Origin of the sequence: Methylorubrum sp. B1-46 (assembly GCF_021117295.1) — a bacterium.
Lineage (GTDB): Bacteria > Pseudomonadota > Alphaproteobacteria > Rhizobiales > Beijerinckiaceae > Methylobacterium.
In genome coordinates this window covers 1744226-1770467 of the sequence record NZ_CP088247.1, presented here as the reverse complement: position 1 = coordinate 1770467, position 26242 = coordinate 1744226, and the positions used below count along the sequence as shown (strand labels likewise).

The 26242-nt window shown below is 71.0% G+C and carries 17 protein-coding genes; 12 read left to right on the top strand and 5 right to left on the bottom strand.

The features are described from left to right. Window positions 1–27 precede the first annotated feature (27 nt). From LPC10_RS08270 to LPC10_RS08255, 4 genes are all read right to left on the bottom strand, one after another. Complete coding sequence (locus tag LPC10_RS08270; RefSeq protein ID WP_231346263.1) at window positions 28–390, bottom strand: phage holin family protein; 363 nt, start codon at window positions 388–390, stop codon at window positions 28–30. A 306-nt stretch (window positions 391–696) separates the two neighbouring features. Then, a complete protein-coding gene (locus tag LPC10_RS08265; RefSeq protein WP_231346262.1) occupies window positions 697–978 on the bottom strand; it encodes a hypothetical protein in 282 nt (93 codons plus the stop codon). 583 nt (window positions 979–1561) lie between these two features. Next, window positions 1562–2263 carry a FecR domain-containing protein gene (locus tag LPC10_RS08260; protein WP_231346261.1) on the bottom strand — a complete coding sequence of 234 codons (702 nt, stop codon included), beginning with the start codon at window positions 2261–2263 and terminating at the stop codon, window positions 1562–1564. Between the two features lie 152 nt (window positions 2264–2415). After that, window positions 2416–4347: a glycosyltransferase gene (locus LPC10_RS08255; protein ID WP_231346260.1), complete on the bottom strand. Its 1932-nt coding sequence runs from the start codon at window positions 4345–4347 to the stop codon at window positions 2416–2418. 574 nt (window positions 4348–4921) lie between these two features. Between LPC10_RS08255 and LPC10_RS08250 the strand changes: the two genes are divergently transcribed. The 10 genes from LPC10_RS08250 to LPC10_RS08200 all read left to right on the top strand — a co-directional run bounded on the left by LPC10_RS08250 (window position 4922) and on the right by LPC10_RS08200 (window position 24813). Then, entirely contained in the window at window positions 4922–12001 is a 7080-nt protein-coding gene (locus tag LPC10_RS08250) for an autotransporter-associated beta strand repeat-containing protein (protein ID WP_255700745.1), read from the top strand. A 347-nt stretch (window positions 12002–12348) separates the two neighbouring features. After that, a complete protein-coding gene (locus LPC10_RS08245; protein ID WP_370644681.1) occupies window positions 12349–14610 on the top strand; it encodes a CHASE2 domain-containing protein in 2262 nt (753 codons plus the stop codon). A 513-nt stretch (window positions 14611–15123) separates the two neighbouring features. Then, entirely contained in the window at window positions 15124–15330 is a 207-nt protein-coding gene (locus LPC10_RS08240; protein ID WP_231346258.1) for a hypothetical protein, read from the top strand. A gap of 74 nt (window positions 15331–15404) precedes the next feature. Next, window positions 15405–16244, top strand: a complete 840-nt coding sequence (gene cysE / locus LPC10_RS08235) for a serine O-acetyltransferase (RefSeq protein WP_108942860.1) — start codon at window positions 15405–15407, stop codon at window positions 16242–16244. Window positions 16245–16757: 513 nt separating this feature from the next. After that, the gene (locus LPC10_RS25575) at window positions 16758–18149 is read left to right on the top strand and encodes a family 2B encapsulin nanocompartment shell protein (protein WP_305080631.1); all 1392 of its coding nucleotides are present in this window, start codon (window positions 16758–16760) and stop codon (window positions 18147–18149) included. Next, window positions 18136–20145: a family 2A encapsulin nanocompartment cargo protein cysteine desulfurase gene (locus LPC10_RS08220; RefSeq protein ID WP_231346257.1), complete on the top strand. Its 2010-nt coding sequence runs from the start codon at window positions 18136–18138 to the stop codon at window positions 20143–20145. The genes LPC10_RS25575 and LPC10_RS08220 overlap by 14 nt, the downstream gene beginning before the upstream one ends. Before the next feature lie 198 nt (window positions 20146–20343). Next, a complete protein-coding gene (locus LPC10_RS08215) occupies window positions 20344–21330 on the top strand; it encodes a DUF808 domain-containing protein (RefSeq protein WP_231346256.1) in 987 nt (328 codons plus the stop codon). Between the two features lie 252 nt (window positions 21331–21582). Continuing rightward, window positions 21583–22563: a bifunctional diguanylate cyclase/phosphodiesterase gene (locus LPC10_RS08210; RefSeq protein ID WP_231346255.1), complete on the top strand. Its 981-nt coding sequence runs from the start codon at window positions 21583–21585 to the stop codon at window positions 22561–22563. A 133-nt stretch (window positions 22564–22696) separates the two neighbouring features. Then, on the top strand, window positions 22697–23956 hold the full coding sequence (locus LPC10_RS08205) for a GGDEF domain-containing protein (RefSeq protein WP_231346254.1): 1260 nt from the start codon (window positions 22697–22699) through the stop codon (window positions 23954–23956). 188 nt (window positions 23957–24144) lie between these two features. Further along, entirely contained in the window at window positions 24145–24813 is a 669-nt protein-coding gene (locus LPC10_RS08200) for an OmpW family protein (protein ID WP_231346253.1), read from the top strand. A gap of 13 nt (window positions 24814–24826) precedes the next feature. Here LPC10_RS08200 and LPC10_RS08195 read toward each other — a convergent pair whose 3' ends face one another. Beyond that, window positions 24827–25198, bottom strand: a complete 372-nt coding sequence (locus LPC10_RS08195) for a hypothetical protein (protein WP_231346252.1) — start codon at window positions 25196–25198, stop codon at window positions 24827–24829. A 272-nt stretch (window positions 25199–25470) separates the two neighbouring features. Here LPC10_RS08195 and LPC10_RS08190 point away from each other — a divergent pair, with 272 nt between their 5' ends. Both LPC10_RS08190 and LPC10_RS08185 read left to right on the top strand, forming a co-directional pair. Next, complete coding sequence (locus LPC10_RS08190; protein WP_231346251.1) at window positions 25471–25659, top strand: hypothetical protein; 189 nt, start codon at window positions 25471–25473, stop codon at window positions 25657–25659. Between the two features lie 257 nt (window positions 25660–25916). Next, window positions 25917–26198, top strand: a complete 282-nt coding sequence (locus LPC10_RS08185; protein WP_231346250.1) for a hypothetical protein — start codon at window positions 25917–25919, stop codon at window positions 26196–26198. Window positions 26199–26242: the final 44 nt, after the last annotated feature.

The window sequence follows — 26242 nt, the reverse complement described above, 5'->3', positions numbered from 1 at the left end:
GAATGACGGAGCCCGGCGCCGGGCGCGTCAGCCTTCGACGGACGGCCGGTTCCAGACGCGCTGCGCCCACACCGACAGGATCGCCGAGGCGAGCACGAACGGCAGGGCGACGATCAGCGCCGCCCCGGTCTCGCTGCCGATCAGCGTCGCGAGTGCGTCCCGCAGGGCGAACAGCAGGAGAACCAGTGCGGCGACGACCAGCAGGAGCGCGCCGCCGAACAGCAGCACGAGCAGGGCGACCGCCCGCAGATTGCCGCGGATTTCCGTTCGCGCCAGCCGGAGCAGCTTGCCGAGGTGAGCGCTGGCTTCACGGATCGCGACGAGCATCAGAACGGCGGTGGTGCGAGGATCCTCGGCCGGCTCACCTTGCGGACGGTTCTGTTGGCTCACGGATACTCCCTCGACCGTTCCCCGAGCCCGTCGTCATTCGCAGGCCTGAGAGAACGCGCGGCCCGACCCTCGGCGAAGCGATCCGTCGGGTCCGGACCGAAGCGCCCGAACGCTTCGGGCGCGAGCCGTTACACCACAGGCCGGGACCGCAGATCCAGCGGCACGAAACGTCCGTGCCGGAAAAGGCAACGGCCTCGCTTCGACGGGCCGGAGGCCCGTTGACCGTTCACAGGGGGCCGGACACGAAAAACCCCGCACCGGCGGAACCGGGCGGGGCCGAGGATCGCGACGGAGGATCGCGGCGGCCTACTGGCCCGGGCCGTTACCGCTTCCGCCGCCGGCACTGCCCTGGGGAACGGCGCGCTCGGGCTGGTTGGCGTTGCCGCCGGCGGCCGCGTTGTTGGTGATGGTGTCGGCGCCCGTGGCGCCACGCGAGATCGACACGCCGCGGTCGCGGCCGCCGGTGACGCTGCCGTCCTCCGTCACGATCACGCCCGATCCTTGCCGAGGCTGAGCGGTGGCAGGCAAGCAGGCGACGGCGGCAAGCGCGAAGCCGATCACGCAAGTGATCGTGTGTGGGTTCTTCATGGCGGCTCCAGTACAGTTCCTGTCGGTCTCTGTAGGAGCAACCCGGCCTGAACTCCGTTGTTCGGGCTCTGTCTGGAATCGCACCGTTCTCCGGTGCGCGCCGCGGCGGCCTTACTTTTCGTTGGGCGGGCCCGGATCGTCCATTCCCGACCTCGACGGAGGACAACGCAAGCGGGCACAGGGGTAAGACTTGCGCGCGCGGCGGGTTACGCCGCCTGGACGAGTCTCCGGCGCGCAACACCTCGTCTTTTCCTGCGAAACCGGCGTCAAACCTCTCCAAATCCGTCAAGGTTTGGCTATCAGGCTGATCCGGTCACCTCGTGATTGATCACCGTCATGCTGTCCGTCTCCCGCGCCGTCGTGTCCAAGCACCGTGAGATTTCCGCGCTGCTTGCGACCTATGCCATGTTCCTCAGCGGCGTGCTGATTCTCGCTTGGGCGGCATAGGCCCTCGGCAGCACGCAGTTGGGGCCGGATCGGCACGTGAGCCGTGAACGGTCGTGGCCTCGCGAGCACGTCCCACAACGGCCTCGCTCGAAGCCGAATCGGAGCCTTCCCAGGCCGCTCGGGCTCGGGATGGGCCTCAGCGGCCGCACAGAGCGGCGAAGGCGGCCGGTTGCGGAACGCCGCCTCCCTCCGAGAAGCGGGTCGGCGTGCACAGGCCGGGATTGGCGCCGCAATAGCCGTTGAAGCCGAAGCGCGTCGCGGCGCCGGGCGGGCCGGAGGTCACGCCGCCGGCGGTCACGATGGCGACGGCACCGGGCTGGTCGAGGGTGAGGCAGGCCTGCGGGCTCGCCTTGCGGGTGCAGACCCGAACCTCGCCCTCGGTGAGGGTGATGACCGAGCGTGCGCCGGTGGTCCAGACGTCGAACACCGTCCCGCGGACGCCGATCGTCGCGACGGGCGTCTTGATCTCGTAGGCCTTCTTGTCGAGGTCGCCGGTGACGAAGCGGTAGGTGCCCTTCAACAGGTTGAGCGCCACCTTCCCCGCCGGCCGCTCCTCCGAATAAACGTACTGGTTGAGGGCGATGCGCGCATTCGGCCCGATCGAGAGGTTGGTCTGGTCCAGGAAGACGATCTTGGCGAGGCTGTCGGCGCCGGTCTGCACCGCCTCGTCGCGGAACACCGTATCGCCCGCGGCGAGGCTGTTCTTCTGCGCCCCCTTCAGGCGGGACACGTCGTTCTTCACCACCGTCGTCGCGCCGATCTGCTGGGCCGAGGCCGGCAGGCTCAGCGCGAGGCCGCCGGCCAAGCCGGCGAAACAGATCCGTCTGACGAGGCGCATCGCGGGGCAGTCCATCGGGCAATCGCCCCATCGTAGACGCGAAACCGGCGGCGGCGGCAACTCTATTGGCAGCTTTTCGCGGCGCTGTTGCAAATCGACGGCCCGTCCGCAGGCCCCCTTCGCACTGTCCATCTCCGACCGGGACGCGGGATCTACTGAACCTCGGCGCTTGCCGCGAAGGGAGAACCGGCCCGGTAGAGGTCGCGCGGATCGGCCCCGATCCGGTGCCGGAGGGTGGCGATCGCCTCCGGCGGCAGGGCCTCGATCCAGGCCCGGAAGCGGGCGTGATCGGGCTTGTCCCGGGCGCCGACCGGCGGCGTCTCGCCCAGGTCCCGATAGGCTGCCGCGTAGGTCGCGATGCCGTTGAGCGTCGCCGAGCGGGTCCGGCCGACGGCAAGGCCGCTCGCCTTCGCCGCGAGCAGGAACAGGCGGTCGTCGATCTCGGCCAGCGGCCCCGGCGTCAGCGCCCAATGCCCGAACAGGTGAAAGCCCGCCGGCAGGAACAGGTAGCCGCTCGCATCGACGAAGCGGTCCGGGTGTTCCTCGGGAAGCGGCATGACGCTGAGATCGGGCCGCCGGAGCCGGCGGGAGGCCGTGACGAGCCCGCAGCGCTCGAACCCGACGCGCAGGGCCGCGACGAGGCAGCGCTCGATATGGTCCGGATCGTACCAGCTTGCGGCATCGAGGAAGCCGATCGCCGTATAGCCCCGCGCGGCGGCGAGCAGGCCGCCGGCCGCCCAGGCCGCGCGTCCGTGCGCCTCGCCCGTGCCGCCGAGGCGGATGTGGTCGGCCACCCCGGCGGCGAGGTCCTGATCCAGCACCTCCTGCGGCGGGCCGTCCGCGATCAGGATGTGGTCCACCGCCACGCTCTGGCCCGCCACCGAAGCGATGCAGCGCCGCAGCGTCTCGGCATCGTCCCCGCGGTAGGCCGTCACCACGGCGATCCGAGGGGCGCCGTCCTTCAGCGTCCCGGTCCAGAGGGAAGCGCGCGCCCGCAAGCGGTCCTCGGCGTAGTCGCGGTTGGCCCGCACGCGCGCGCGGCTCGGGGCATCGAGGTCGTCGCGCGCCAGGAGGATCGCGCAGGCGACGAGGCAATCCATGTCGCGGCCCGCCCAGTAGGCGTTGACCGCGAACTCGTCGAGCAGGCCGATCGCGTAGATCCAGGGCTGGAGGAACAGGCCGGCCTCCGGCAAGGGAAGACCGAGCCCGCGCTCCGCGGCCGCGAGGCCCGGCGCCCACGCGCCGCGCTGCCGACAGATCAGGGCCGCGGCGTGCAGCGCCTCGGCGCGCTCCGGCACGGTCGCGCTCGCGCGTTCGAGCACGGCCAGGACATCCTCTGTCGCCTCCCCCAGCCGCGCCATCAGCTTGCCGGCGTTGAGCAAGCTCTCGAACACCTCCTGATCCCAGAAGCCGAGTTCGGCCCGCGCGCGATAGGCCTCGATCGCCCGCTCGAACTGCCCGGAATCGCGCAAACTCTGGGCGAGATAGAAGGTGTAGCGGGCGCGCAGGAACGGATCGGCCTCGCCCGCCAGCGCCGCCTCCAGAAGGGCGGCGTCCCGCGCGAACTTCTGCGGATCGCACGAGCGCGCGCCGTCGCCGCCGTAGACGATGGAGAGCCCCGCCGCCACGCCATGCGACCGCGCGGTGACTGGAACCTCGAGGAACTCGTGCAGGACCGAGCGGTAGCGGAAGGCGAGGCGGTTCGAGAACAGTTGCGGCCGGCGGTAGACCGTTCCCCCGTGATGGATGTCGAGGTCGTAGACATCCGCGGTGAGGCCGGCCTTGAAGGCCGCCGGGTCGAAGCCGGCCGCGAAGGCGAGCCGGTCGTCGGCATCGATCACCAGGGCGTACTCGATGGTCGCGTCCTCACGGAGGGCCGCCAATGCCGCGCTGCGGTTGTGGGCGAAATCCTGCCACGGCTGTTCGAGCACCGCACCGGGAAGCCCGTGGCGGTCGAGATAGGCCCGCACGATCTCCGGCGTTCCGTCGCGCGAGCCGGTATCGACGATGACGGCGCCGTCGATCAGGGGCCGGACGCTGTCGAGGCAGCGCTCCACGACATGCGCCTCGTCCCTGACAATCATGCACAGGCCGATCGTCGGCATCCGTCCATTCCCCTCTCCCCGTCCGATCGGGGCTTGTCGTCCGTGCCGGGACTCGCTGTCCGTGCCGGGGCTTGCCCGCGCCGCCGAGGCCAGCCCCGGCGAATCGCGGCCGGGCGACCATCGTCAGGATGGCCCGCCCGTCCACCACCCTTCCAGAACACTCTCGCAGCCTGTTGCGGAAGACACACACCTTGCGTCCTTCTCGCTCGGTTTGCCTGCGGAAGACGAGGGTCAGCGGCACTATTCGGCTTCATGGAAGGGGAGCGAGACGGTATCGTTCGTGAGCAGCCTACCCGGCAAAACAACAAAGGCCTAATCATGCCGCGGGAAGGTCTGCCTCCGCGCAAGGGCAGTCCCGATCAGGACAAGCTTTCTGCCGGTGCGCGCAGGTTCGGACTCGTTGATGCGCAATCAATGGGGCCGGCCCGTCGATGGAAGCATCGGCTATGCGTGAGACAAATTGAAAAATAAGGCTCGGACCCGGCCCGCGATTGAAAAAGCGCGATGGTGGGGCCGACGGCCTCGGGGCACGCGCGGGACGGGGTTTGGGGGCATGGCTCAGCATAAGCGCGACGCGCTGCTCACGACCGTCTTCGTCGGAAGCGCCGTTCTCGCCCTGTTGCTCCCCGGCGCACCGGCATGGCCGGCCAGCGGCGGGGCCGGCGGGCGGAGTTCGGGCGACACGCTGGGCAACGGCAGGCCCGGCACTGACGCGCCCGCGGGCAGCGCCGACCCCGAGGGCAGTCTCGACAATTCCGGGGCCGGCGGGGGCGGCAGCGGCGGCGGGGCCGGTCGCGCCGGCGGGAGCGGCGGGAGCGGCTACACCTTCCCCGAGGGCGAAGGACCGCTGATCGCGATCCCGGGCGGCACGGCCGGGGCCGGCGGCACGACCGCTTCGCCGAATGGCGGCGACGGCGGCGATGCGCCCTTCTCCACGAGCGGGGCAGGCGGCGGCGGGGGCGGCGCCAGCGGCAACGGCGCCGCCGGACAGGCGCAGATCGACAATGCCGTGGGGCTGACCGGCGGCAACGGCGGCCGGGGCGGCGGTGCGGCGAGCTACGACGCCGCACAGCCCGGCAGCTTCCAGGGCGGCGGGGGCGGCGGAGCCGGCGGCGAGGGGGCGATCGTCACGGGCGTGGGGCCAAGCACCAACCGGGCCGGCGCCACCTTGCAGGGCGGGGCCGGCGGCGCGGGCGGCGACGCGCATGCCGGCGGCGGCGGCGGCGAGGGGGGCATCGGGCTGCGCAACGCCGGAACCGGCGCCGTCACCAATGCCGGGGCGATCCTGGGCGGCGGCGGCGGCAAAGGCGGCAACACGGAGCGGGCCTTGAACGGGATCGCGGGGGCCGGCGGCGCGGGCGGGATCGGCGTCTTCCTGTCCGGCCGCAGCCTCTTCACCAACGCGGCGGAGGGCACGGTCTTCGGCGGGGCCGGCGGAACCGGCGGCGGCTGGAACTTCACTGGCCAGACCCCACCGACGGCGCTCGGCGCGGCCGGCGAGGGCGGCGCGGGATTCTCCGGACCGGCCGGCGCGAGCCTGTCGAATGCCGGCGCCATCACCGGCGGCACCGGCGGCGGCGGCGCGGCCGGAACAACCGGCTTCGCCGAGATCACGGGACCGTCGGGCGCGCCGATCGCTACGGGCGGCACGGGTGGAACGGGCGGCATCGGCGGCCGCGGCGGGACCGGTGCGCAGCTCACCGGCGCGGAGGGCTTCAGCAACACCGGCATCCTGGCCGGCGGGGCCGGCGGCATCGGCGGGACGGGTGGTGACGCTGACAGCATCGGCGAGAGACCGATCCCACCCGATGCCTCCGGCGGGACGGGTGGGATCGGCGGGACGGGCGGCACCGGACTGCGGATCAGCGGCGGAACCGCCCTCGGCAATGCCGGGACTGTCCGCGGCGGCGACGGCGGACGGGGCGGCGACGGCGGACGGGGCGGCGACGGCGGACGGGCCGGCTTACCAGCGGAGAGCCGGGGCGGGGCCGGCGGCCGGGGCGGTGCGGGCGGGACCGGGGCGCAGATCACCGGCACCGAGTTCGGCAATGTCGGTCTCATCACCGGCGGCGGGGGCGGCACGGGCGGAGCCGTGGGCGCGCAGGATCCCGCAGCGGGCCTCGATGCGGTCGTCCTCGCCGGGAGCGGTGGCACCGGCGGCACCGGCCTCCTGCTCGAAGGCGCCACCCGCCTCACCAACACCACCCTCGGTCGCATTGCGGGCGGGACCGGCGGCCTCGGCGGCGCGGGCGCGGCCGGCGGTGCGGGCGGGATCGGCGTGCTCGCCCCCGCAGGTGGCACCCTGATCAATCTCGGGACGATCACCGGCGGCGCCGGAGCCTCCGGCGCGAGCGGCGCCGCGGGCAGCGGGGGTCTCGGCGGGACGGCGATCGTCGGCGCCGGCCTCACCATCGTCAATTCCGGCCTCGTCGCCGTCGGCGCCGGCGCCACCGGCCCCGCCGCCGTGGAGACGGGCCGGGCCATCCGTTTCACCGGCGGGCTGAACAGCCTGACCCTGACCACGACCTCGCAGATCGACGGGGCGGTCGTCGCCTTCGGCGCCGCCGACCGGCTCATCCTCGGCGGCACCGGCGACGGCACGTTCTCCGCCGCGGCGATCGGCGCACAGTTCCAGAATTTCGGCGTGTTCCAGAAGGCCGATGCCGGCACGTGGACGCTTACCGGCACGACGCCCGCGGCGACGCCCTGGCAGGTGCTCGGCGGAACGCTCGCGGTCAGCGCGGATGCCAATCTCGGCGCGCCGTCGGGCGGAATCCTGCTGAATGGCGGAACCCTGCAGGCCACCGCCGCCCTCTCGACCGACCGCACCGTCACCCTGGGCGCGGCCGGCGGAGCAATCCGGGCGGAAACCGGCGTCGCGATGACCGCGAGCGGACCGCTCACTGGCACGGGCGGGCTGACGAAGACGGGACTCGGCACCCTGACCCTGACCGGCGCCAACAGCTATACCGGCGCGACGACGATCGAGGCCGGCACGCTGGCGCTGGCGGGCTCGGCTACCCTCGCTGCATCGAGCGGGATCGCCCTGGCCAGCGGCACCACCTTCGACATCGCCGGGCTGACCAACGGCGCCGCCATCCGGAGCCTGGGCGACACCGCCGCGGGCCAGGCTGGCACGGTGGTGCTCGGCGCCAACCGCCTGACCCTGACGGACGCCTCCGGCACGTTCTCCGGCGCGATCACCGGGACCGGCGACGTAGTGCTCTCCGGCGGGAGCCAGACCCTGGCGGGCGCCAACAGCTTCAACGGGGTCACGAACGTGGCCGGCGGCACCCTGACGCTCGCGTCCGGCGGCGCGCTGACGGGCTCGGTGACAACAGGGGCCGGGGGCCGCTTCGCCAATGCGGGCACCGTGGGCGGCGGCCTCACGAATGCCGGCTCCACGACCAACGACGGCACCATCAATGGCCCCGTCGCCAACAGCGGCACCTTCGTCAACCGCGGCACCGCCGGGGCGCTGTTCAGCACGGCGGGTGCGGTGACGAATACCGGCACGCTGAACGGCGCGGTGACGATCAACGGCGGCAGCCTTGCGCTTGGTCCGGGCAGCCTCGTCAACGGCGCGCTGACGAACGCCGCCGTGGTCACGGCGCAAGGGCGGATTGCCGGGTCGGTGACGAACGCCGCCGGGGCGAGCTTCACCCTGTCCGGTCCGCTGGCCGACCTCACCGGGCTGAGCAATGCCGGCACCGTGAGCCTCGCCGGCAACGCGCTCGGCATCGGCACCCTGACGGGGCAGAGCGGCGTGATCCAGAACGCCGCCGCCACGGCGGCGACGCTGACGTTGGGGTCCGGCAGCACCGCGGGAATCGTGCTGCAGGACGGTGCGGGCGGCGGCGCACTGTCCCTGGCCAAGGTCGGCCCCGGCATTCTGACGCTGTCGGGCCCCCACACCTATAGCGGCGGCACGGCGCTGAACGGCGGCACCGTCCTCGTCTCGAGCGATGCCAGCCTCGGCGCGGCGACCGGCGGCTTGAGCTTCGGCGGCGGCACGCTCGCCTCCGGCGCAAGCTTCACCACCGGCCGCGCGCTCGCCCTCGGCGCCTCGGGCGGAACGCTGGCGCCGGACGGGGGTACGAGGCTCACCCTGACCGGCGTGGTCGGCGGCCCCGGCGGCCTCACCGTGGGCGGGGCCGGCCGCGTCGTCCTGACCGGTGCCAACAGCTACGGCGGAGGCACACAGGTGAATGCCGGCGCCACCCTGCAAGTCGGCGACGGCGGCACGGCCGGCACGATCCCCGGCAATGTCGTGGCCAACGGCACGCTCACGCTCAACCGTTCGGACCTCCTGGATTTTGCCAACGTCATCTCCGGCTCAGGGATCCTGAACCAGTCGGGCACCGGCGTCACGACACTGACCGGCAGCAACGGTCCGGCGGGCCAATTCACCGGCAGCGCCAACGTGCAGGCCGGGACGCTGGCGATCAACGGCACCTTCGGCGACACCGCCGGCAACCGCGCGAGCGTCATCGTCAATTCCGGCGGCACCCTGCACGGATCCGGCACCATCGCCGGTTCGGTGACCGTCAACGGCGGCACCGTCTCGGCCGGCAATTCGCCGGGCACGCTGACGGTCGCCGGCAACTACAGCCTCAACCCCGGCTCGACCTCGCTGTTCGCGTTCGGCGCGCCGGGCATCGTCGGCGGGGCGAGCAACGACCTCATCAATGTCGGCGGCAATCTCGGGCTCGGCGGCACGCTCAGCCTCGTCTCGGCGGCCGGCGCTACGGCTCCGCCGGTCTCGGGCGCCTACCGGCTGTTCAACTACGGCGGCACGGTCTCGGGCGCCTTTGCCGGCGTCACGACGCCGGGCGCCGGCACCAGCGCGCTCGTCTACACCGACATCCCGAATCAGGTGAACGTGCTCGTCACCAACGGCAACCAATCGGTGCAGCTCTGGGACGGCGCCGACACCACCGGCGCCGCCGCCGGCGCCCAGGGCGGCGCTGGCACCTGGAGCGCGGGCGGCACCAACTGGACGCGCCTGCCCGGCGGGCAGATCAACGACCTCTGGCGCTCCGGCGTCGGCCTGTTCGGCGGCAGCGCAGGCACGGTGACGGTGGCCGGGACGCAGGCCGTGCAGGGCCTGCAATTCACGAGCGAAGGCTACCGCCTCGCCGGGCCGGGCGCGCTTCTCCTCACCGGCGATCCGTTCTCGACGCCGAGCCAGAGCTTCGTCACCGTCGATGCCGGCGTCTCCGCCACCATCGCCACGGGGCTGAACGGAGGGGCGGGGATCGGCCTGCGCAAGCTCGGATCCGGCACGCTGACGCTCGCGGGCGCCGGCACCTTTACCGGCGCGACGACGGTCGAGGCCGGCACCCTGGCGCTCGCCGCCGGCGGATCGCTGGCGGGCTCGGTGGCGACAGGGGCCGGAGGTCGCTTCGCCAATGCGGGGGCGGTCGGCGGCAGCCTCACCAATGCCGGCTCCACGATCAACGACGGCACCATCAATGGGGCCGTCGCCAACAGCGGCACCTTCCTCAACCGCGGCACCGCCGGCGCACTGACGAGCAATGCGGGTGCCGTGACCAACACCGGCACGCTGAACGGCGCCGTGACGATCAGCGGCGGCAGCCTCGCGCTCGGCTCCGGCAACCTCGTCAACGGCGCGCTGACGAACGCCGCCACGGTGACGGCGCAGGGACGGATCGCGGGGCCGGTGACGAACGCGGCCGGGGCGAGCCTCACACTCTCCGGTCCGCTGGCCGACCTCACCAGCCTGACCAATGCCGGCACGGTGAGCCTCGCCGGCAACGCCCTCGGCATCGGCACCCTGACGGGGCAGGGCGGCGTGATCCAGAACGGTGCGGCGACGGCAGCGATCCTGACCCTGGGCGCCGGCAGCACCGACGGGACCGTGCTGCAGGACGGCGCGGGCGGCGGCGCGCTGTCCCTGGCCAAGGTCGGGGCCGGCACGCTGGCGCTGACGGGAGCCAGCACCTTCGGCGGCGGGACCACGGTGGCGGGTGGCACGCTGGCGCTCGGCGGGCCGGGCTCGGCCGGCAGCGGCGCCATCGCCCTCGATTCCGGCACCCGCCTCGCCTTCCTCGGCAGCGGCTACACGGTCGAGAACGCCATCCGCCTCGCGAATCCCGGCCTCGCGACGATCGATTCCGGTCCGGGCACGATCGCCCTGTCCGGGCCGATCTCCGGGCCCGGCAGCCTGGAGAAGGCCGGCCTCGGCACGCTGGTGGTGTCCGGCACCGGCAGCTATGCCAGCGCCACCGCGGTCACGGCCGGCATCCTCCAGGTCGATGGCGCGCTCACCGGCTCGTCGATCCTCACGGTCGGCCCCGGCGCGGGTCTGACCGGAACCGGCTGGGTCGGCGCGCTCACGGTCCAGTCGGGGGGCTTCGTGGCGCCGGGCAACGCGGCCAACCCCACCGGCACGCTGACGGCGGAGGGACCGGTGGTGCTCGGATCGGGCTCCACCCTGGCGACGACCCTGTCGCTGACGGCGGCGAGCCGGCTCGTCACGCCGTCTAGCGCGACGATCGCGTCGGGCGGCATCCTCCAGATCACGCCCTCGACGCTGGCCTACACCACGCCGGTGCGGTTGCCGATCCTAGTGGCGAGCGCCGGGCTCACCGGCCAGTTCACCACCGTCACCTTCACGGCGCCGGTGCGCGGCCTGCAGCCGGTCGTCGGCTACGACGCGAACAGCGCCTACCTCCAGTTCGGCGAGACGGAGCCCGGCCGCCCGACCGAGCCGGGGCCGGACCTGACCAGCGCGATCGCCGCGGCGCAAGGGTTGGCGCGCGACCGCTTCGGCGCCTTCGTGACGCAGCGCATTCTCGGCAGCGTGCTCACCGGCTTCAACCAGCAGATCAGCTGCGGCGACTGTTTCAGCGGCTTCGGGATGGCCGGCTCCTACAGCGTCGGTGCGCAGGGCCGCAAAGCCTTGAGCGACGAACTGATCGCCATCGGCGGCTTCGCCTATACCGGCTACGACAGCGGCCGGGTCCGCGTCTCCGGCGGGCCGATCTTCGCCGGTCTGCTGCGCTACGATCCGGCGGGTCTCGGCTCGGCACGACCGTTCGTGGATGTCGGCGGCCTGTTCGCGCCGAGCCAGACCACGACCTACAGTCGGAGCTACACCTTCGGGACCATGGCCGGCCAGGGCACCGGGCGGGTCTCGACCCTCGGCGGCTCGGTCTTCGGCCGGGTCGGCTACGTCGCCCGGCTGTCACCGCAGGACGAGGTCGCGGCGGCCGTCGAGTATAGCCGCGGCTGGCAATTTGCGGGCGCGTACACCGAGGGCCTGCTCGCCCCGAACCCCTACGCCCTGGCGAGCCGCGGCGGCACCGACATCATCAACATCGCCAAGATCGGCGGGCAGTACACGCGCCTGTTCGGCACCGCGATCGAGACGCAAGTGAATCTCGGCGTCGCCCACGGCTTCGGCCTGAAGAGCGGCCTGAACGGGACGGTGGCGGACGTACCGTTCACGACCCCGATCAAGGATCTCACCTGGGTGGAGTACGGGGCACGGATCAGCTACCGCCTGCAGCAGGATCTGGCGCTCGACGGCTTCATCCTCGGCACGCTCGGGCCGCAGCCGGTCGGCGACACCATCCACGGCGGTGCCTCGGTGCGCTACGCGTTCTGACGGTTTTTCACGCGAGGATCGGCTGGAAGAACCGCACATGATACGGCTTCCTGATGATGACCCCGGGAGCCGTGAATTCCCCTCTCTCCGCGTGCGGGGAGAGGGCTTCGGCGACCCTGTCGTCGCCGAAGCGAGGCGGCAGCCGAAGGTGAGGGGGCAGCCGAAGGTGAGGGGGCTTGGCCGAAAGAGCCTCATCCTGAGCCGCCCCCTCACCACCGCTCCGGCTTCGCCTGCGCTTCCTGTCTGCACGACAGGGTGCAGACAGGCCTCTCCCCGCGTGCGGGGAGAGGGGGCTCCGCACGTCCCGCAGCGATCAGCCGGACGCCGGATGAGATCGCCGGACATGCATGATGTCTGCTAGGCCCGCGAGCCGGGGCGCCCTCGGCTGGATCGGTCGCCTCGGCCGCCGCATCGGGCCGGGGCGGCTGCTGGCGAGCGGCCTGCTCGTGCTGCTGCTGCTCTTGCGGATCACCGATCCGCCGCCGGTCGAGGCCCTGCGCGTGCGCACCTTCGACGCGCTGCAGGTGCTCTCGCCGCGGGTGCCGCCGGCCGATCGTCCGGTGGCCATCGTCGATATCGACGAGGCGAGCCTCAAGGAATTCGGCCAATGGCCGTGGACGCGCACGCGGCTCGCCGCGATGTGCGGCAAGCTCCAGGAGGCCGGCGCGGTGATCGCCGCCTTCGACATCGTCTTCTCCGAACCCGACCGCCTGTCGCCGCCGCTTCTCGCCGAGACCCTGCCGGATCTGAGCGAGGCGGCCCGCGCCGACCTCAGGGCGCAGCCCGATAGCGACGCGGTCTTCGCCGAGGCGATTGGGCGCCTTCCCGTGGTGCTGGGCCAGACCGCCGCGAGCACGCCGATCGCCTGGACCGGACATGAGCCGCCGCCGCAGACCGGCACCGCCGTGGTGGGGACGGATTTCGATCCGGAGACGGCGCTGATCGGTTTTCCGGGCCTGATCCGCAACCTGCCGGTCTTGGAGCGGGCCGCCGCCGGGCGGGGCGTCTTCACCATCAGCCCCGAGCGGGACGGCGTGGTGCGGCGGGTGCCGCTGGTGCTGCGGGCGGGCGGCACCGTGGTGCCGACCCTGGCGCTCGACATCCTGCGGGTGGCGACCGGGGCCGACACCCTGCTGATCCGCACCGACGAGGCGGGTGTCGTCTCGATCCGCCTGCCCGAGCTCACCGTCCCGACCGATCCGCACGGGCAGATCTGGGTGCGCTTCAGCCCGCACGATCCGGGGCTCTACGTGTCGGCCCGCGACCTCCTCAACGGCACGGTGCCGCCGGAGCGACTGCGCGAAAAGATCGTTCTCGTCGGCACATCCTCCGTCGGTCTGCTCGACAACCGCACCACGCCGCTCGACCGCTCGATGCCGGGGGTCGAGATCCACGCGCAGCTCCTGGAAAACCTGCTGACCGGCGCCACTCTCACCGTGCCGAACGAGGCGACCCTGATCGAGGTCGGCGCGACGGCGGCGGTGTCGCTCGCCATCATCCTGTTTGCCCCCATCCTCGGCGCGCTCGGCCTGCTGCTGTTCGGCAGCCTCGTGGCGGGACAGCTCGTCTTCCTGTCGTGGTACCGGTTCTCCGCCCACGGCATCCTGTTCGATGCCACCTACCCGCTGCTGACGACCTTCCTCCTCTACCTCACCCTCGTCTTCACCAACTACTTCCGCGAGCAGGCCGGGCGGAAGCGGATCCGCACCGCCTTCGGCCGCTACCTGTCGCCGGACCTCGTGGAGCAGCTCGCCCACTCGCCCGAGCCGCTGCGGCTCGGCGGCGAGGAGCGGCGCCTGACGATCATGTTCTCGGACGTGCGCGGCTTCACCGCGATCGCGGAGTTCTACAAGGACGATCCGGCCGGGCTCACGGCCCTGATGAACCGCTTCCTTACCCCGCTGACGAACGCCATCCTCGACCGGCAGGGGACGATCGACAAATACATGGGCGACGCGATCATGGCGTTCTGGAACGCGCCGCTGCCCGTCGCGGACCACGAGGCCCAGGCCGCGGCGGCCGCCCTCGACATGCTGGCGCGGATGGACGCCCTGAACGCGGCACGTCGGCGCGAGGCGGAGGCCGGCGGGCATCCGGTCCTGCCGCTCGATATCGGCATCGGCATCAACACCGGACCCTGCGTCGTCGGCAATATGGGCTCCGACCTGCGCTTCGACTATTCGGTGCTCGGCGACCCCGTGAACGTCGCCTCCCGGCTCGAGGGACAGTCCAAGCTCTACGGGGTAAAGATCGTTCTCGGCGCGGCGACGGCCGAGGCCATCCGCGAGCGCTTCCCGGTGCTCGAACTCGATCGCGTCCGGGTGAAGGGCAAGAGCGAACCCGAGACCGTCTTCACCCTCGTCGGGGATGAGGATTTTCGGCGGTCCGAGCCGTTCCGGCAGCTCGCGGCCCGGCACGCCGCGATGATCGCAGCCTATCACGCCCGGCAATGGGACGAGACCGGCGCGGCCGCGCAAGCCTGCCGGGCGCTGGCGCAGGGACTGCGGATCGACGGCCTTTACGCGCTCTATGCCGAGCGCGCCGCGACCTTCCGCCGAGAGCCGCCGCCCGCCGATTGGGACGGCGTCACCGTCGCCACGACGAAATAGAGCATCGTCCCGAAAGGTGGCCGCCGGCTTTCGGGAAAAAGCCGATGCTCTAGCCGGCGGCACGCGGCCGATCGGCGAGGCCTCTTCGGATTTTTCGGTGCGAGCGGCGGCAACGGCTCTGTCGAGGTCGCTGCGAAGGTCCTGCCAAGAATCCAGTCCCTCCGGCACGGATCATCTCCGTGCATGGGATGAGCGAGAACCGTCGTCTCAACCCGTCGCCGGTTCTGCCCCGGCCTTGCCGCCGCGACGGCGCCGGTGCGGCCCGACAGCCGGCACGAGCGCATGATCAAGGCTTGCCAAACCGCGGAAAATCACCAATTATCAATATGGTACAATGACTTAGCGAAGAACATGCTTCCATCTGTCCCTTCCGCGACTGAAATCTTCTTCGCTGCGCGGGGGCATTCGGAAGACCGTTTTCGGACCCGGTCCCGAGACCATCACCAAGACCACCCGCACCCGCACAACCGGAATCAGGCCGTCCCAAACGGCCGCTTGAGGGAGTTCGATGCCATGGCTGCAGCGACGGTGACGCCCGGCGATCAAGTCGTGTTCGAGCGTCTCGACCTCGCCGAAGCGCTCGGGATCTGGCGCCATGCGCGGGGCCGGGTCGTCGGCATCCACGGGCAGGGCCGGGGGCTGGCCACCATTGACGTAAAATTCGACGGGCACGACACCCTGCAGCGCTACCTGCCCGACCTGTTCCGCCGCGTTCACTGATCGGCCGAGGGGGCCGGACCATGACCGCGCACATCACGGCACATTCGGGCACCGAGATCGCGACCCACGCGGCGATGCCGCCGCCCTTCCCCCCACCCCTGCGCACCACCAGCCGCAGCACGCGCGAGGCCGATGTCTGGACGGAGCTTCGGGCCGAGGCCGAGGCGGCGCTGATCGAGGAGCCGCTCTATGCGGGCATCGTCCAGGCGACGGTCCTCGACCAGCGCAGCCTCGCCCAGGCCCTGGCCTACCGCCTCGCCCACCGCCTCGGCGACGGCGACCTCTCGCGGCTCGCCATGCGCGACCTCTGCCTCTCGGCTTTCGAGGCGGACCCGCATGCCGGCGCGCATGCGGTGCGCGACCTGATCGCCATCCGCGAACGCGACCCAACCTGCCGGCGCTATCTCGACCCGTTCCTGTTCTACAAGGGCTTCGCCGCGCTCGAAGCCTACCGGGTCGCGCACTGGCTCTGGCATCAGGGGCGGGCGACGCTGGCCCTCCACGTCCAGAGCCGCATCTCCGAGGTGTTCGGCTGCGACATCCATCCCGCGGCCCGGATCGGCTCGGGCGTGTTCATCGATCACGCCACCGGGGTGGTGATCGGCGAGACGACGGTGATCGCCGACGAGGTCTCGATCCTGCAATCCGTGACGCTCGGCGGCAACGGCAAGGAGAGCGGCGACCGCCATCCGAAGATCGCGCGCGGCGTGCTGCTCAGCGTCGGGGCCAAGGTGCTCGGCAACATCCGCGTGGGCGAGGGGGCGAAGGTCGCCGCGGCCGCCGTGGTGCTGCACGAGGTTCCGCCACACACCACCGTGGCCGGCGTTCCGGCCCGGGTGGTCTCGCGCCTTTCCGCGAGCGAGGCGCCCGCGCTGAGCATGGACCAGTCCTTCGGCTTCGGCGACGGGATCTGAGAGTCTCTCGTGAAACGCGCGCCACATCGCCATGGTCAGAGGAGAGGCGGTCGGCGAACGGTCGCTTCGTAAGACGCTCCAAGCCGCCTCGAAGAAAAATTCTATCCGGCAAGATCGCCCTCCCTCGCCCGGAACGCCCCAGCCGGCGCGAGAACGTAATTCTACGATCGACCAGATTTTTAGCGGCGTCTTCCTCGCAAAGACGCGCGACAGGCAAACCCATCTCCACACTCGCTAAAATTTAGAACATTGTTTCGTTGACCCAGGTTTATCACCTCGCCTATCCCTGAATTGCGGTGCAGCAAGACTGGTTCAGCCGCAAAACCGCAAGCGACAACTTGCATCGGCGCGCATTTCTGCGCGCCGACACCAATCCTCGCGACCTGTTTGTCAGTTTTCGCGCGGATCGCCTCATCGCGGCCGCACCGTCCTGTGCCTCGGCCCCTCGCGGGCCGGACGCCGCGCAAGCCAACAGCCCAAGCCAACAGCCGAAGACGACGGAGACAACAGACGATGAGCGGACCGGGTTTGAGCGTCAGCGCCTCAGCCGCGCGCAATCTTGCGACGGCGACCGTCACCTCGGTCCAGAACGCGGCCAACACGCCGCGCTGGCTCTTGCGGCTCCTGCCCTTCGTCGACGTTCCCGGCGGCGTCTACCGCGTGAACCGCAGGGCGGTGGTGCTGGCCAAGCCCGGCCGCCTGGATCTTGCCACCGAGGACAAGGGCCGCGTCGTGCGTCCGGGCTCGCTGCGGGCCGTGCCGCTGTTCAGCCGCCTGGGTGATGCCGAACTCACCGCACTCGCGGGCAAGTTCACCGAGAGCCGTCACAAGGCCGGCGAGGTGATCCACGAGGAGGGCTCGACCGGCCGCAGCCTCGTGGTGGTCGCCGACGGCACGGTCGAGCTGACGCTGTCGGGCCCCTACAAGGGCCGGCTGCGCCAGGGGCTTGCCACCCGCGGCGACTATTTCGGCGACGACGACCTCGTCGGCGAGGCCGCCCCGGCACCGGCGGTGAAGGCTCTCTCGGCGGTGACCCTGCTGACACTCGACCGCGCCGCGATCGAGAGCGACGAGATCCGGGCCAAGATCACCCAGCATCAGGAGGAGCGCGACCGCCTGAAGGGCCACACCAACTCCTACGGCGAGCAGGGCATCGAGCTTCTGGCGGTGCATGCCGGCGAGCCGCGCCTGCCCACCACCTTCGTCGATTACGAGGTCGATCCGCGCGAGTACCACCTCTCGACGATCCAGACGATCCTCAACACCCATACCCGCGTCACCGACCTCTACTCGAACGAGATCGACCAGCTCCGCGAGCAGATCCGCCTCACCGTCGATGCGGTGAAGGAGCGTGAGGAGTGGGAGCTTCTCAACAACTCGGCTTTCGGCCTGCTCAACGAAGTCAGCGGCCGTCAGCGCATCCCGACCCGCGGCGGCCCGCCCACTCCGGACGACCTCGACGAGCTGCTGACGCTGGTGTGGAAGAAGCCGGCCTTCTTCGTGGCCCACCCCCGCGCCATCGCGGCCTTCGGCCGGGAAGCCACCCGCCGCGGCGTGCCGCCGGTCGTGGTGCACCTGTTCGGCGCGCCCTTCATCACCTGGCGCGGCGTGCCGCTGGTGCCGAGCGACAAGCTGCCGATCGACATCGACCCGGCCACCGGCGCCCAGACCACCTCGATCCTGCTGCTGCGCGTCGGCGAGGGCGAGCAGGGCGTGGTCGGCCTGCACAAGTCGGGCGTGACCGGCGAGATCGAGCCCGGCCTGTCGGTGCGCTACATGGGCACCAACGACCACTCCATCGCCTCGCATCTCGTGACCCGCTACTTCTCGGCCGCCGTGCTGGTCGAGGACGCGATCGCCCGTCTCGATAACGTGCTGCTCGGCAACTACCATGACTACGCCTGAGGCCGGCTCCTTGGGATCCCTCGGCATCGGCACCCCCGCGGGGAATCCGGGCGATCTCGCGCACGCCGATCTCGTCGGGCGCCTCGCCCGCGAGATCTACGGGCAGGGGCAGGCCGCGAGCCAGCCCCTCGCCCCGACCCTCCCGGCCGGCCCGCAGGTGCCGCAGGCTCTGGATAGCCTGCCCCAGGGGCCGGCCGGCGCGCCGCTCCCGAGCGGGGCGATCGGCATCCCGTCCGGGCCTGCCGGGGGCCAGCCCCACGGCCTGCAGCCGGACGCGTCGGCGCTGGCGGCGCGCGCCTTCGGGGCGCCGCCGGTCGGCCTGCCGGGCCTCTCCGGCCCAGGCCTGCCGAACCTCGCGCCCGCAAGCCCGGCGCTCAGTGACACGGCCGCGATCCCGCCGGTCCACCCGGCGAGCCCGCGCCCCGTCCTGCCGGACTTCTCGTTCGCGAGCGCGCCCGCGCTGGCGGCGGCGCTTCCCGGCGGCCCGGACCTGCACCGGCAGATCGCCGAGGACCACCCGCGCGCCAACGCCTTCGCGCATGCGCTGGCACCGCACCTCGTGCCGGCCGACCCGTCGCGGTCGGGCGTGGACGAGGCCCAGGAGAGTTTCTCGCGCACCGGCCGGCTGTCCCGGGCGCCCGAGGCCCACACCTCGGACTACTACTTCCTGAATCTCGGTCCCGGCCCCGCCCACAAGGCGCCGGCCGGCCCGCGGGTCGAGCCGAGCCGCCATCCCGGCCCCGCCCCGCGGGCGCTCTCCCACGGGTCGAGCCCGGTCGCCGCGCCCTTCGACGTCGAGAGCGTGCGGCGCGACTTCCCGGCGCTGCACCAGAGCGTGAACGGGCATCCGCTGGTCTGGCTCGACAACGCCGCGACCACGCACAAGCCGCGAGCCGTGATCGACGCGACCGCGGAGTTCTACGGCCGCCACAACTCGAACATCCACCGGGCCGCGCACACGCTGGCGGCGCGCTCCACCGACCTGTTCGAGGGCGGGCGCGAGGCGGTGCGCCGCTTCCTCAACGCACCGAGCAAGGACGACATCGTCTTCCTGCGCGGCACCACGGAGGCGATCAACCTCGTCGCCAACGCCTACGGCCGGGCCAATATCGGCCCCGGCGACGAGATCATCCTCTCGACGATCGAGCACCACGCCAACATCGTGCCCTGGCAGCTCTTGGCACAGCAGACGGGCGCGACGATTCGGGTCATCCCGGTCAACGACCGCGGCGAGATCATCTTCGAGCAATACGCGGCTTTGCTGTCGGGGCGCACCAAGATCGTCTCGGTGACGCATGTCGCCAACGCGCTCGGCACGGTGAACCCGATCGCTCAGATCATCGCGCTCGCCCACGCCTACGGCGTGCCGGTGCTGGTCGATGCGGCGCAATCCTCGCCGCACATGCCCCTCGACGTGCAGGCGCTGGACGCCGACTTCCTCGTCTTCTCCGGGCACAAGGTGTTCGGCCCGACCGGGATCGGCGCCCTCTACGGCAAGACCGCGCTGCTCGAAGCGATGCCGCCCTGGCAGGGCGGCGGCCACATGATCGAGGACGTCACCTTCACGCGCACCGTCTACAAGGGCGCGCCGGAGAAGTTCGAGGCCGGAACGCCGGACATCGCAGGCGCCGTCGGCCTCGGCGCGGCCCTCGACTATCTGGAGAGCATCGGGCTGCCCGCCATCGCGGCCTACGAGCACGACCTCTTGGACTACGCACAGGCGGGCTTGGCCGAGGTGCGGGGCCTGCGCCTGATCGGCACGGCGCGGGAGAAGGCGAGCGTGATGTCCTTCACCATCGAAGGGCAGGCGAACGAGGCGGTGGCCCACCATCTCGACGGGCACGGTATCGCCGTGCGCTCGGGCCATCACTGCGCCCTGCCGGCCCTGCGCCGCTTCGGCGTCGATCAGTCGGTGCGCGCCTCGCTCGCGTTCTACAACACGCGCGCCGAGGTCGACGTCTTCTTGAAAGCGCTGCACAGCCTGCCGCGAACCTGATGCGCGCCGATCGCCCCTCGCGCGCCGTGCCGGCTTCGGGACGACGCGCGAGGCCGTCGATGACGTCCCAGCATCCTGCCGCTAGCCCGCTCGCCTCCCGCTACCGGTGCGAGGACGATCCGTCCTGACGGGATGCGTCCTCGCCCAAAAGCTATGCCGCGCCATATGGTCGCCGAGCGTGGAACGGATGAGGCGAACGTGAGCGTCGGACTGCTAGCCCTCTTGGATGACGTGGTCGCCCTGACAAAGGTCGCTGCGGCCTCGCTGGACGACGTGGCGGCCCAGGCCGCCAAGGCCGGAACCAAGGCGGCCGGCGTCGTGATCGACGATGCCGCCGTCACGCCCCGCTACGTCGTCGGCTTCTCGCCCGACCGTGAATTGCCGATCGTCTGGCGCATCGCCCGCGGCTCGCTGATCAACAAGCTGGTGTTCCTGCTGCCCGTGGCGCTGCTTCTCAGCGCCTTCGCGCCCTGGGCGATCACGCCGCTTCTGCTGCTCGGCGGCCTATACCTCGCCTACGAGGGCGCCGAGAAAGTCTACGAGATGATCGCGCCGCACGCGGCCCACGCGCACGAGGACGCGGCGAAGGCGTCCGCACCGGATGCGCAGGTGCTGGAGAACCAGCGAGTCGCGGGCGCGATCAAGACCGACTTCATCCTCTCGGCCGAGATCATGGCCATCACCCTGTCGGGCTTGAGCGACGGCACGGTCTGGTCGCGGGCCGTGGTGATGGCCGTCGTCGCGCTCGGCATCACGGTCGCGGTCTACGGTGCGGTCGCCCTGATCGTGAAGGCCGACGACATCGGTCTGGCCCTGGCCAAGCGCGGCAGCGGCGTGCTCGCCGCGATCGGCCGCGGGCTGGTGCGCGGCATGCCCGTGTTCCTCAAGGGCCTCGCCGTTCTCGGCACGGCGGCCATGGTGTGGGTCGGCGGCGGCATCATCGTCCACAGCCTCGCGGGCTACGGCTTCGCCGGTCCCGAACACCTGATCCACGAGGCCGCGGTGGCGGCGGGCAAGGCCGTGCCGGCGATCGGCGGAGCGGTCGAGTGGCTCGTCAGCGCGGCCGGCGCGGGCGTGATCGGGCTGATCGCGGGCTTCGCGCTGATCCCGCTCGCCGGCAAGGTTCTGGCACCGGCCTGGAAAGCGGCGACGCGAGTTCTGCCGACGCGCAACAAAGAGGCTTGATGCCGGACGCGCGTCACCGAAAGAGCGCATCCGCCCTGCGCGTCCAGCCGGCGAACACACATCCGCACTCGATTTCCGCGGCCGATCCCTGGCGACCGCCAAATCGATGGAGACAGGCCAACATACGATAACTTTTCCTTAGGTGCGGCTGATTATCCTTTGTTGCATAGAATGCCCGACAGCCTCGGCTCGGGACATGCGCGGGGCGGCCTGGAATACGATGCGTGCAGCATCCCTCACGAGGCTTCGGCCATGAGAAGCGAGCCGAGCCTCCCGCCGCACGGCTCGTATTCTGTCGAGGACCGGCCGCCGCCCGATCGGATCGCGCGCTCGGCCGGGTTCGGCCTGACGGCGCGGAGTCTCGAGGCGACGTCATCGACCGGGGAAGCGGGCGCCCGGCCCGTCGCGTCTCGCATCGAGGATCTACGGACTGCGGACTTCCAGGCGGCTCTGTCCGGGGGAGAGTTTTCGCTCGTCTACCAGCCCATCCTGTCGGCGGCGACGGGGGCGATCACGGCCTGCGAAGCCCTGCTGCGCTGGGATCATCCGTCCCTGGGGTCGATCTCACCCGCTCTCTTCGTGCCGCTGGCCGAGAGGACGGAGGACATCATCCCGGTGGGCACGTGGGTTCTCGAAACCGCCTGCCGACAGGCGGCGGCGTGGCCGGATATCTGCCGGGTCTCGGTGAACGTCTCGCCGGTTCAGTTGCAGGAGCCGGCCTTCGAGAACCGAGTCGCCGCCGCATTGTGCGCGAGCGGACTAGCGCCCGGCCGCCTCGAACTGGAGCTGACCGAGAGCGTCCTGATGCGGGACGCCGCCGTCGCACTCAGCAGCATCGTCGGCATCCGCGCGCTCGGTGTCAGCATCGCCCTCGACGATTTCGGCACCGGCTTCTCGTCGCTCGGCTACCTGCAGAGCTTCGCCTTCGACCGGATCAAGATCGATCGCTCGTTCATCCGGGCCATGAGCGAGGGACGGGAGAGCCGCTTCCTGATCCGGACGATGCACGACATTGCGCATCATTTCGGAATGGCGGTGACGGCCGAGGGAATCGAGACCGAGGACGAAGCACGGATCCTTCGCGAAATCGGTTCGGCGGAGCTGCAGGGCTTCCTGTTCAGCCGTCCCCTGGCGAGCGAGGCCGCGATGTCTCTTCTCCGGGAGGAGGCGCACCGGCAGCGACGAAGCGAGGCCGAGCGACAACGGCGATCCGCGCGACACGCGACCCCGTGATGGGCCGCCCGCTCGGACGGCCGACAGGATCGGGGCCGAATCGCCTTTGTGACGTGCCTTTCGCCGAACCGGCCATCCGCTCTCGCGCCTGGCCCCCAGACGTGCCGGCCTTCCGCAGAGGATTCGAACGGCCATGCTCGACTTAACCACGCTTCAGGTCGCCAGCATCAGCTCTCGCCTCGCCTTCGTCATGGTGTTTCTCGTCACTCTGCTACGGCATCCGCGCGAGATCTACTTCGGTGTCTGGGCCAGCGCGCTGTGCAGCTCGCTGACAGCCTCGTTCCTGATGCTGGGCGATCCGCCGAGCGTTCCGCTGAATGCCGCCAAGGGATGCGTCGTCTACATCCTGTACGGCGCGAGCCTCGCCCTGTCCTGGGCGGGCTTGCGCCTCTTCTACGAGCGGGCGCGCCGCATTCCGCTGATCGTCGTGCTCACCCTCGCCTCCGGCCTGCCCTACGGCGTCCTGCAGCAGGTCGGGGCATCGATACCGTGGAGCCTGACCACGGTGTTCGGCTGCATCGCGCTGAGCACCGCGCTGTGCATTCTGGAGATCTTGAGGACGCCCGCCTCGATGCGCCTGTGGACGCAATACGTCGTCCTCTCGGGCTTCATCGGATATTTCTGCACCTTCCTGCTGTCGATCGGCGCGGTCCACTTCGCGAGCGAGCGCCTCGCCTCGCCCGAGAGCGGCATCTACCCGCTCGTGTTCGATCTCTGGTGCGGGGTCTTCATCCAGGTCGGCTATCTCGCCATGGTGGGCGAGCGCGCGAACCTGAAGATCAGCCGCCTGGCCGAGACCGATCCCCTCACCGGGCTGGCGAACCGGCGCGGGCTGTTCGCGGCGATCGGTCGGCGGGCCGGACCCGCCTCTTCCCCGCCGCGCTGCGCGATTCTGCTGGTCGACATCGATCACTTCAAGTCGCTCAACGACACCTACGGACACGATGGCGGCGACGCGGTTCTGGTCGGCTTCGCGGAGCGGCTGCGCAACGCGGTGCGGAAGAACGACATCATCGCCCGCTGGGGCGGCGAGGAGTTCCTGATCGTCCTCGACCAGACCAATGACGACATCGATCCCGCCCTTGCGGCCGCCGAGCGGCTGCGACGTGCGGCGGCAGGGCAGCCCTTCACCGTCAACGGAGCGGCCGTGACCGTGACCGCCAGCATCGGGGTCTCGATCATGGTGGCCGGCGAGGAGGGGATCGAGCCGGCCCTGGCCCGTGCGGACGCGGCCCTCTACGCCGCCAAGAGGGATGGCCGCAATCGGGTCTGCCTGGAACGGCCCCTGTCTCAGCCGGACATCAAAGCCGCCCGAACGGAGCCGCTCTCCGGTCTTCGCGGAGCCATGGACGCCATCCAGATCGTCGAACAGCCGCGGTCTGAGCCCGCCTGAAACAATCTCCCACGAGTTCTCGAAAAACACGATCCATGTTCGACCGTATCGTCCTGTCTCTCTCCCCTCCCCGGCGGGGGCCTCGTTCCGAGCGCCCTGCCGAGCGCCTAGCACCGAAGCGGACATCGCTCCGGCGCCGGCAGCCACCGCGCGGCAAGAGTCTGGAGGGGCTCTGCGATCCGGTGTCGATGGCGGCGCGACGGGTCTTCTCGCTCGCAGCCGCGCTCTGTCTGCTCGGGGTCTCCGTTCCCTGTCAGGCGGCCGAGCCGGCCGCGGACACGGCGCCCGCGGGGGGGCTGACCGCAGGGAGCCTCCTCGTTCGCGGCCGGGTCATCGGCTCGATCCCGGTCGGCCAGTACTCGCGGGTCGAGCCGATCGGCGGGCGCGTCATCACCCCCGCGCGCGCGCTGCCGGATCTCGACGTGTCCTATTTCCTGTCCGATCATTTCGCGGTGGCGGGCCAGATCGGCGTCCTGTCGACCCCGAGCTCGATCCGCGGGTCGCTCATCGGCAATCTGCCGATCGGCTCGACCTGGAGCCTCTCCATGACCGGCGCGGTCCAGTTCCATTTCCTGCCCGGCAACGCCTTCAACCCGTATCTCGGCGCCGGCGCCGCCTACACCCATCCGATCGCCTACGAGCCGGCGAAGCCCTTCATCACCAAGATGAAGGCCGATCCGCAACTGGGGCCGATGCTCCAGGCCGGATTCGACTATCACCTTGTCGGCAACTGGTACGCCAACATGGAGATCAAGAAGATCTTCCTGCCGCCGCAGGTCTCGCGGATCGGCGCCGGCAGCACGACCGTGAGGCTCGACATGCTGATCGTCGGCGCGGGCATCGGCTACCGCTTCTGAGCGGCAGCCGCCCTCATCGGGCGGCGCCGCGCCAGCCCTGCAACCACGAGCTCACGGGATCGACCACGTAGGCCGCAACCGAGGCTGCCCAAGCGCCGGCCCGGACGCTCAGGGGAAGGCCGGCCCGGCGCGCGGCCTCATCCGCGCGGAGCTGTTCGCGCATCGTGGCGGCCACCAGCCGGTCCTCGTGTTCCCGGCACTCGTCGAGAGTGTTGCGCTGTGCGCCGACCCGGCTCTGCTCCGGCCGCTGCCGGGCATAGGCCTCCCGCACGCAGCCGTGCCAAGCCGCTTCGAGGGCGTCGAGATCGTGCAGGCCGGCCGCCGCGGCACCGAGGCTGCCGCCGATCGCGGACAGGGCCAAGGCCAGCGACAAGACCGGGACCAAGGCCGAGATCGACGCCAAGAACGAACCTGAGAACGAACCTGAGAACGAACCTGAGAACGACCCCAAGCACGAAGCCTTGGATCGAGCAACGAACGGAGCGGTGAGGAGCCTCGGCGCGTTCATGGCGGCGAGATGCTCCCGAAGCCATCAAGACCAACTTAACGGATCGCCGACGGAGCGATCCGAGAGCCGATGACGGGCTTGTCGAAGGAACGAGTCCGCCCCACGGCGCTTCCCACCTCCCGACGATCAACGCCGCTACGGGAGACCGCATGGCCAAGGACGTGACCACCTACACCCTCAGACAGGCGCTCGCCGCGAAGGTCGAGGACCACATCGAGATCGCGGTGGAGGCCGAGGACGGAACGAAGTTCAAGATCCGAGCGACCTCGGAGCAGCTCGACGCGCTCACGGGCGATCTGGAATCGATCCTCGACGGGGACGAGGCGGGAGACGCCTGACCCACGCTCCACCCCGTCACCGCAGGACGACCCGTGCCGATGCCCACCCGCGATCCCATCGGGAGCGGGATGCCGGCGCCGTACCGCCGGCCGCGGCGCGGCGTCCATCGCGGTGGCACCGCGACCGGGCCTCGAGCCCGGTTCGCGCCCGCGCCGGACCGGACACACCGTCCGGCTTGGTCCCACGCGAACTTTCCGGGAGCCATCGGGTTGAGGCAGGCTGCCTTTCCGCGCATTTCCCTCGCACAGGACACCCCATGCGGCTCTCCACGATCGTGCTGACTCTGGCGCTGATCATCCCGACTTCGGCCGTGGTTCAAGCGGCCGAGGAAGGGCGTCCCTCACCGCCGAGCCCCAAAGCCTCGGCCACGGGATCGCGGCCGGTTCCGGGTCCGCAGACAGGCATCCCTCCGGCCGGCACTCCGAACGAGCCGGCGGTCGTCGGCGGCACGCCGGGCGCGGTGATCGGCGGCACCCCGACCAGCGGACCGCCCGGCACCGGCGGCGCCGCGGGCGGCCCGTCCTTGAGCGGGCAATAGCGCATCGGCTGCCCCGAAATCCGGGGCCGGCCTTTCGGAACGAT

Excerpts from the sequence above, each read along its gene's own strand:
- LPC10_RS08190 (WP_231346251.1), top strand. The coding sequence starts at position 25,471 with ATGGCCAAGGACGTGACCACCTACACCCTCAGACAGGCGCTCGCCGCG.
- LPC10_RS08250 (WP_255700745.1), top strand. The coding sequence starts at position 4,922 with ATGGCTCAGCATAAGCGCGACGCGCTGCTCACGACCGTCTTCGTCGGA.
- LPC10_RS08240 (WP_231346258.1), top strand. The coding sequence starts at position 15,124 with ATGGCTGCAGCGACGGTGACGCCCGGCGATCAAGTCGTGTTCGAGCGT.
- LPC10_RS08220 (WP_231346257.1), top strand. The coding sequence starts at position 18,136 with ATGACTACGCCTGAGGCCGGCTCCTTGGGATCCCTCGGCATCGGCACC.
- LPC10_RS08245 (WP_370644681.1), top strand. The coding sequence starts at position 12,349 with ATGATGTCTGCTAGGCCCGCGAGCCGGGGCGCCCTCGGCTGGATCGGT.
- LPC10_RS08185 (WP_231346250.1), top strand. The coding sequence starts at position 25,917 with ATGCGGCTCTCCACGATCGTGCTGACTCTGGCGCTGATCATCCCGACT.
- LPC10_RS08200 (WP_231346253.1), top strand. The coding sequence starts at position 24,145 with ATGGCGGCGCGACGGGTCTTCTCGCTCGCAGCCGCGCTCTGTCTGCTC.
- LPC10_RS08265 (WP_231346262.1), bottom strand. The coding sequence starts at position 978 with ATGAAGAACCCACACACGATCACTTGCGTGATCGGCTTCGCGCTTGCC.
- LPC10_RS08260 (WP_231346261.1), bottom strand. The coding sequence starts at position 2,263 with ATGCGCCTCGTCAGACGGATCTGTTTCGCCGGCTTGGCCGGCGGCCTC.
- LPC10_RS08205 (WP_231346254.1), top strand. The coding sequence starts at position 22,697 with ATGCTCGACTTAACCACGCTTCAGGTCGCCAGCATCAGCTCTCGCCTC.
- LPC10_RS08210 (WP_231346255.1), top strand. The coding sequence starts at position 21,583 with ATGAGAAGCGAGCCGAGCCTCCCGCCGCACGGCTCGTATTCTGTCGAG.
- LPC10_RS08255 (WP_231346260.1), bottom strand. The coding sequence starts at position 4,347 with ATGATTGTCAGGGACGAGGCGCATGTCGTGGAGCGCTGCCTCGACAGC.
- cysE (WP_108942860.1), top strand. The coding sequence starts at position 15,405 with ATGCCGCCGCCCTTCCCCCCACCCCTGCGCACCACCAGCCGCAGCACG.
- LPC10_RS25575 (WP_305080631.1), top strand. The coding sequence starts at position 16,758 with ATGAGCGGACCGGGTTTGAGCGTCAGCGCCTCAGCCGCGCGCAATCTT.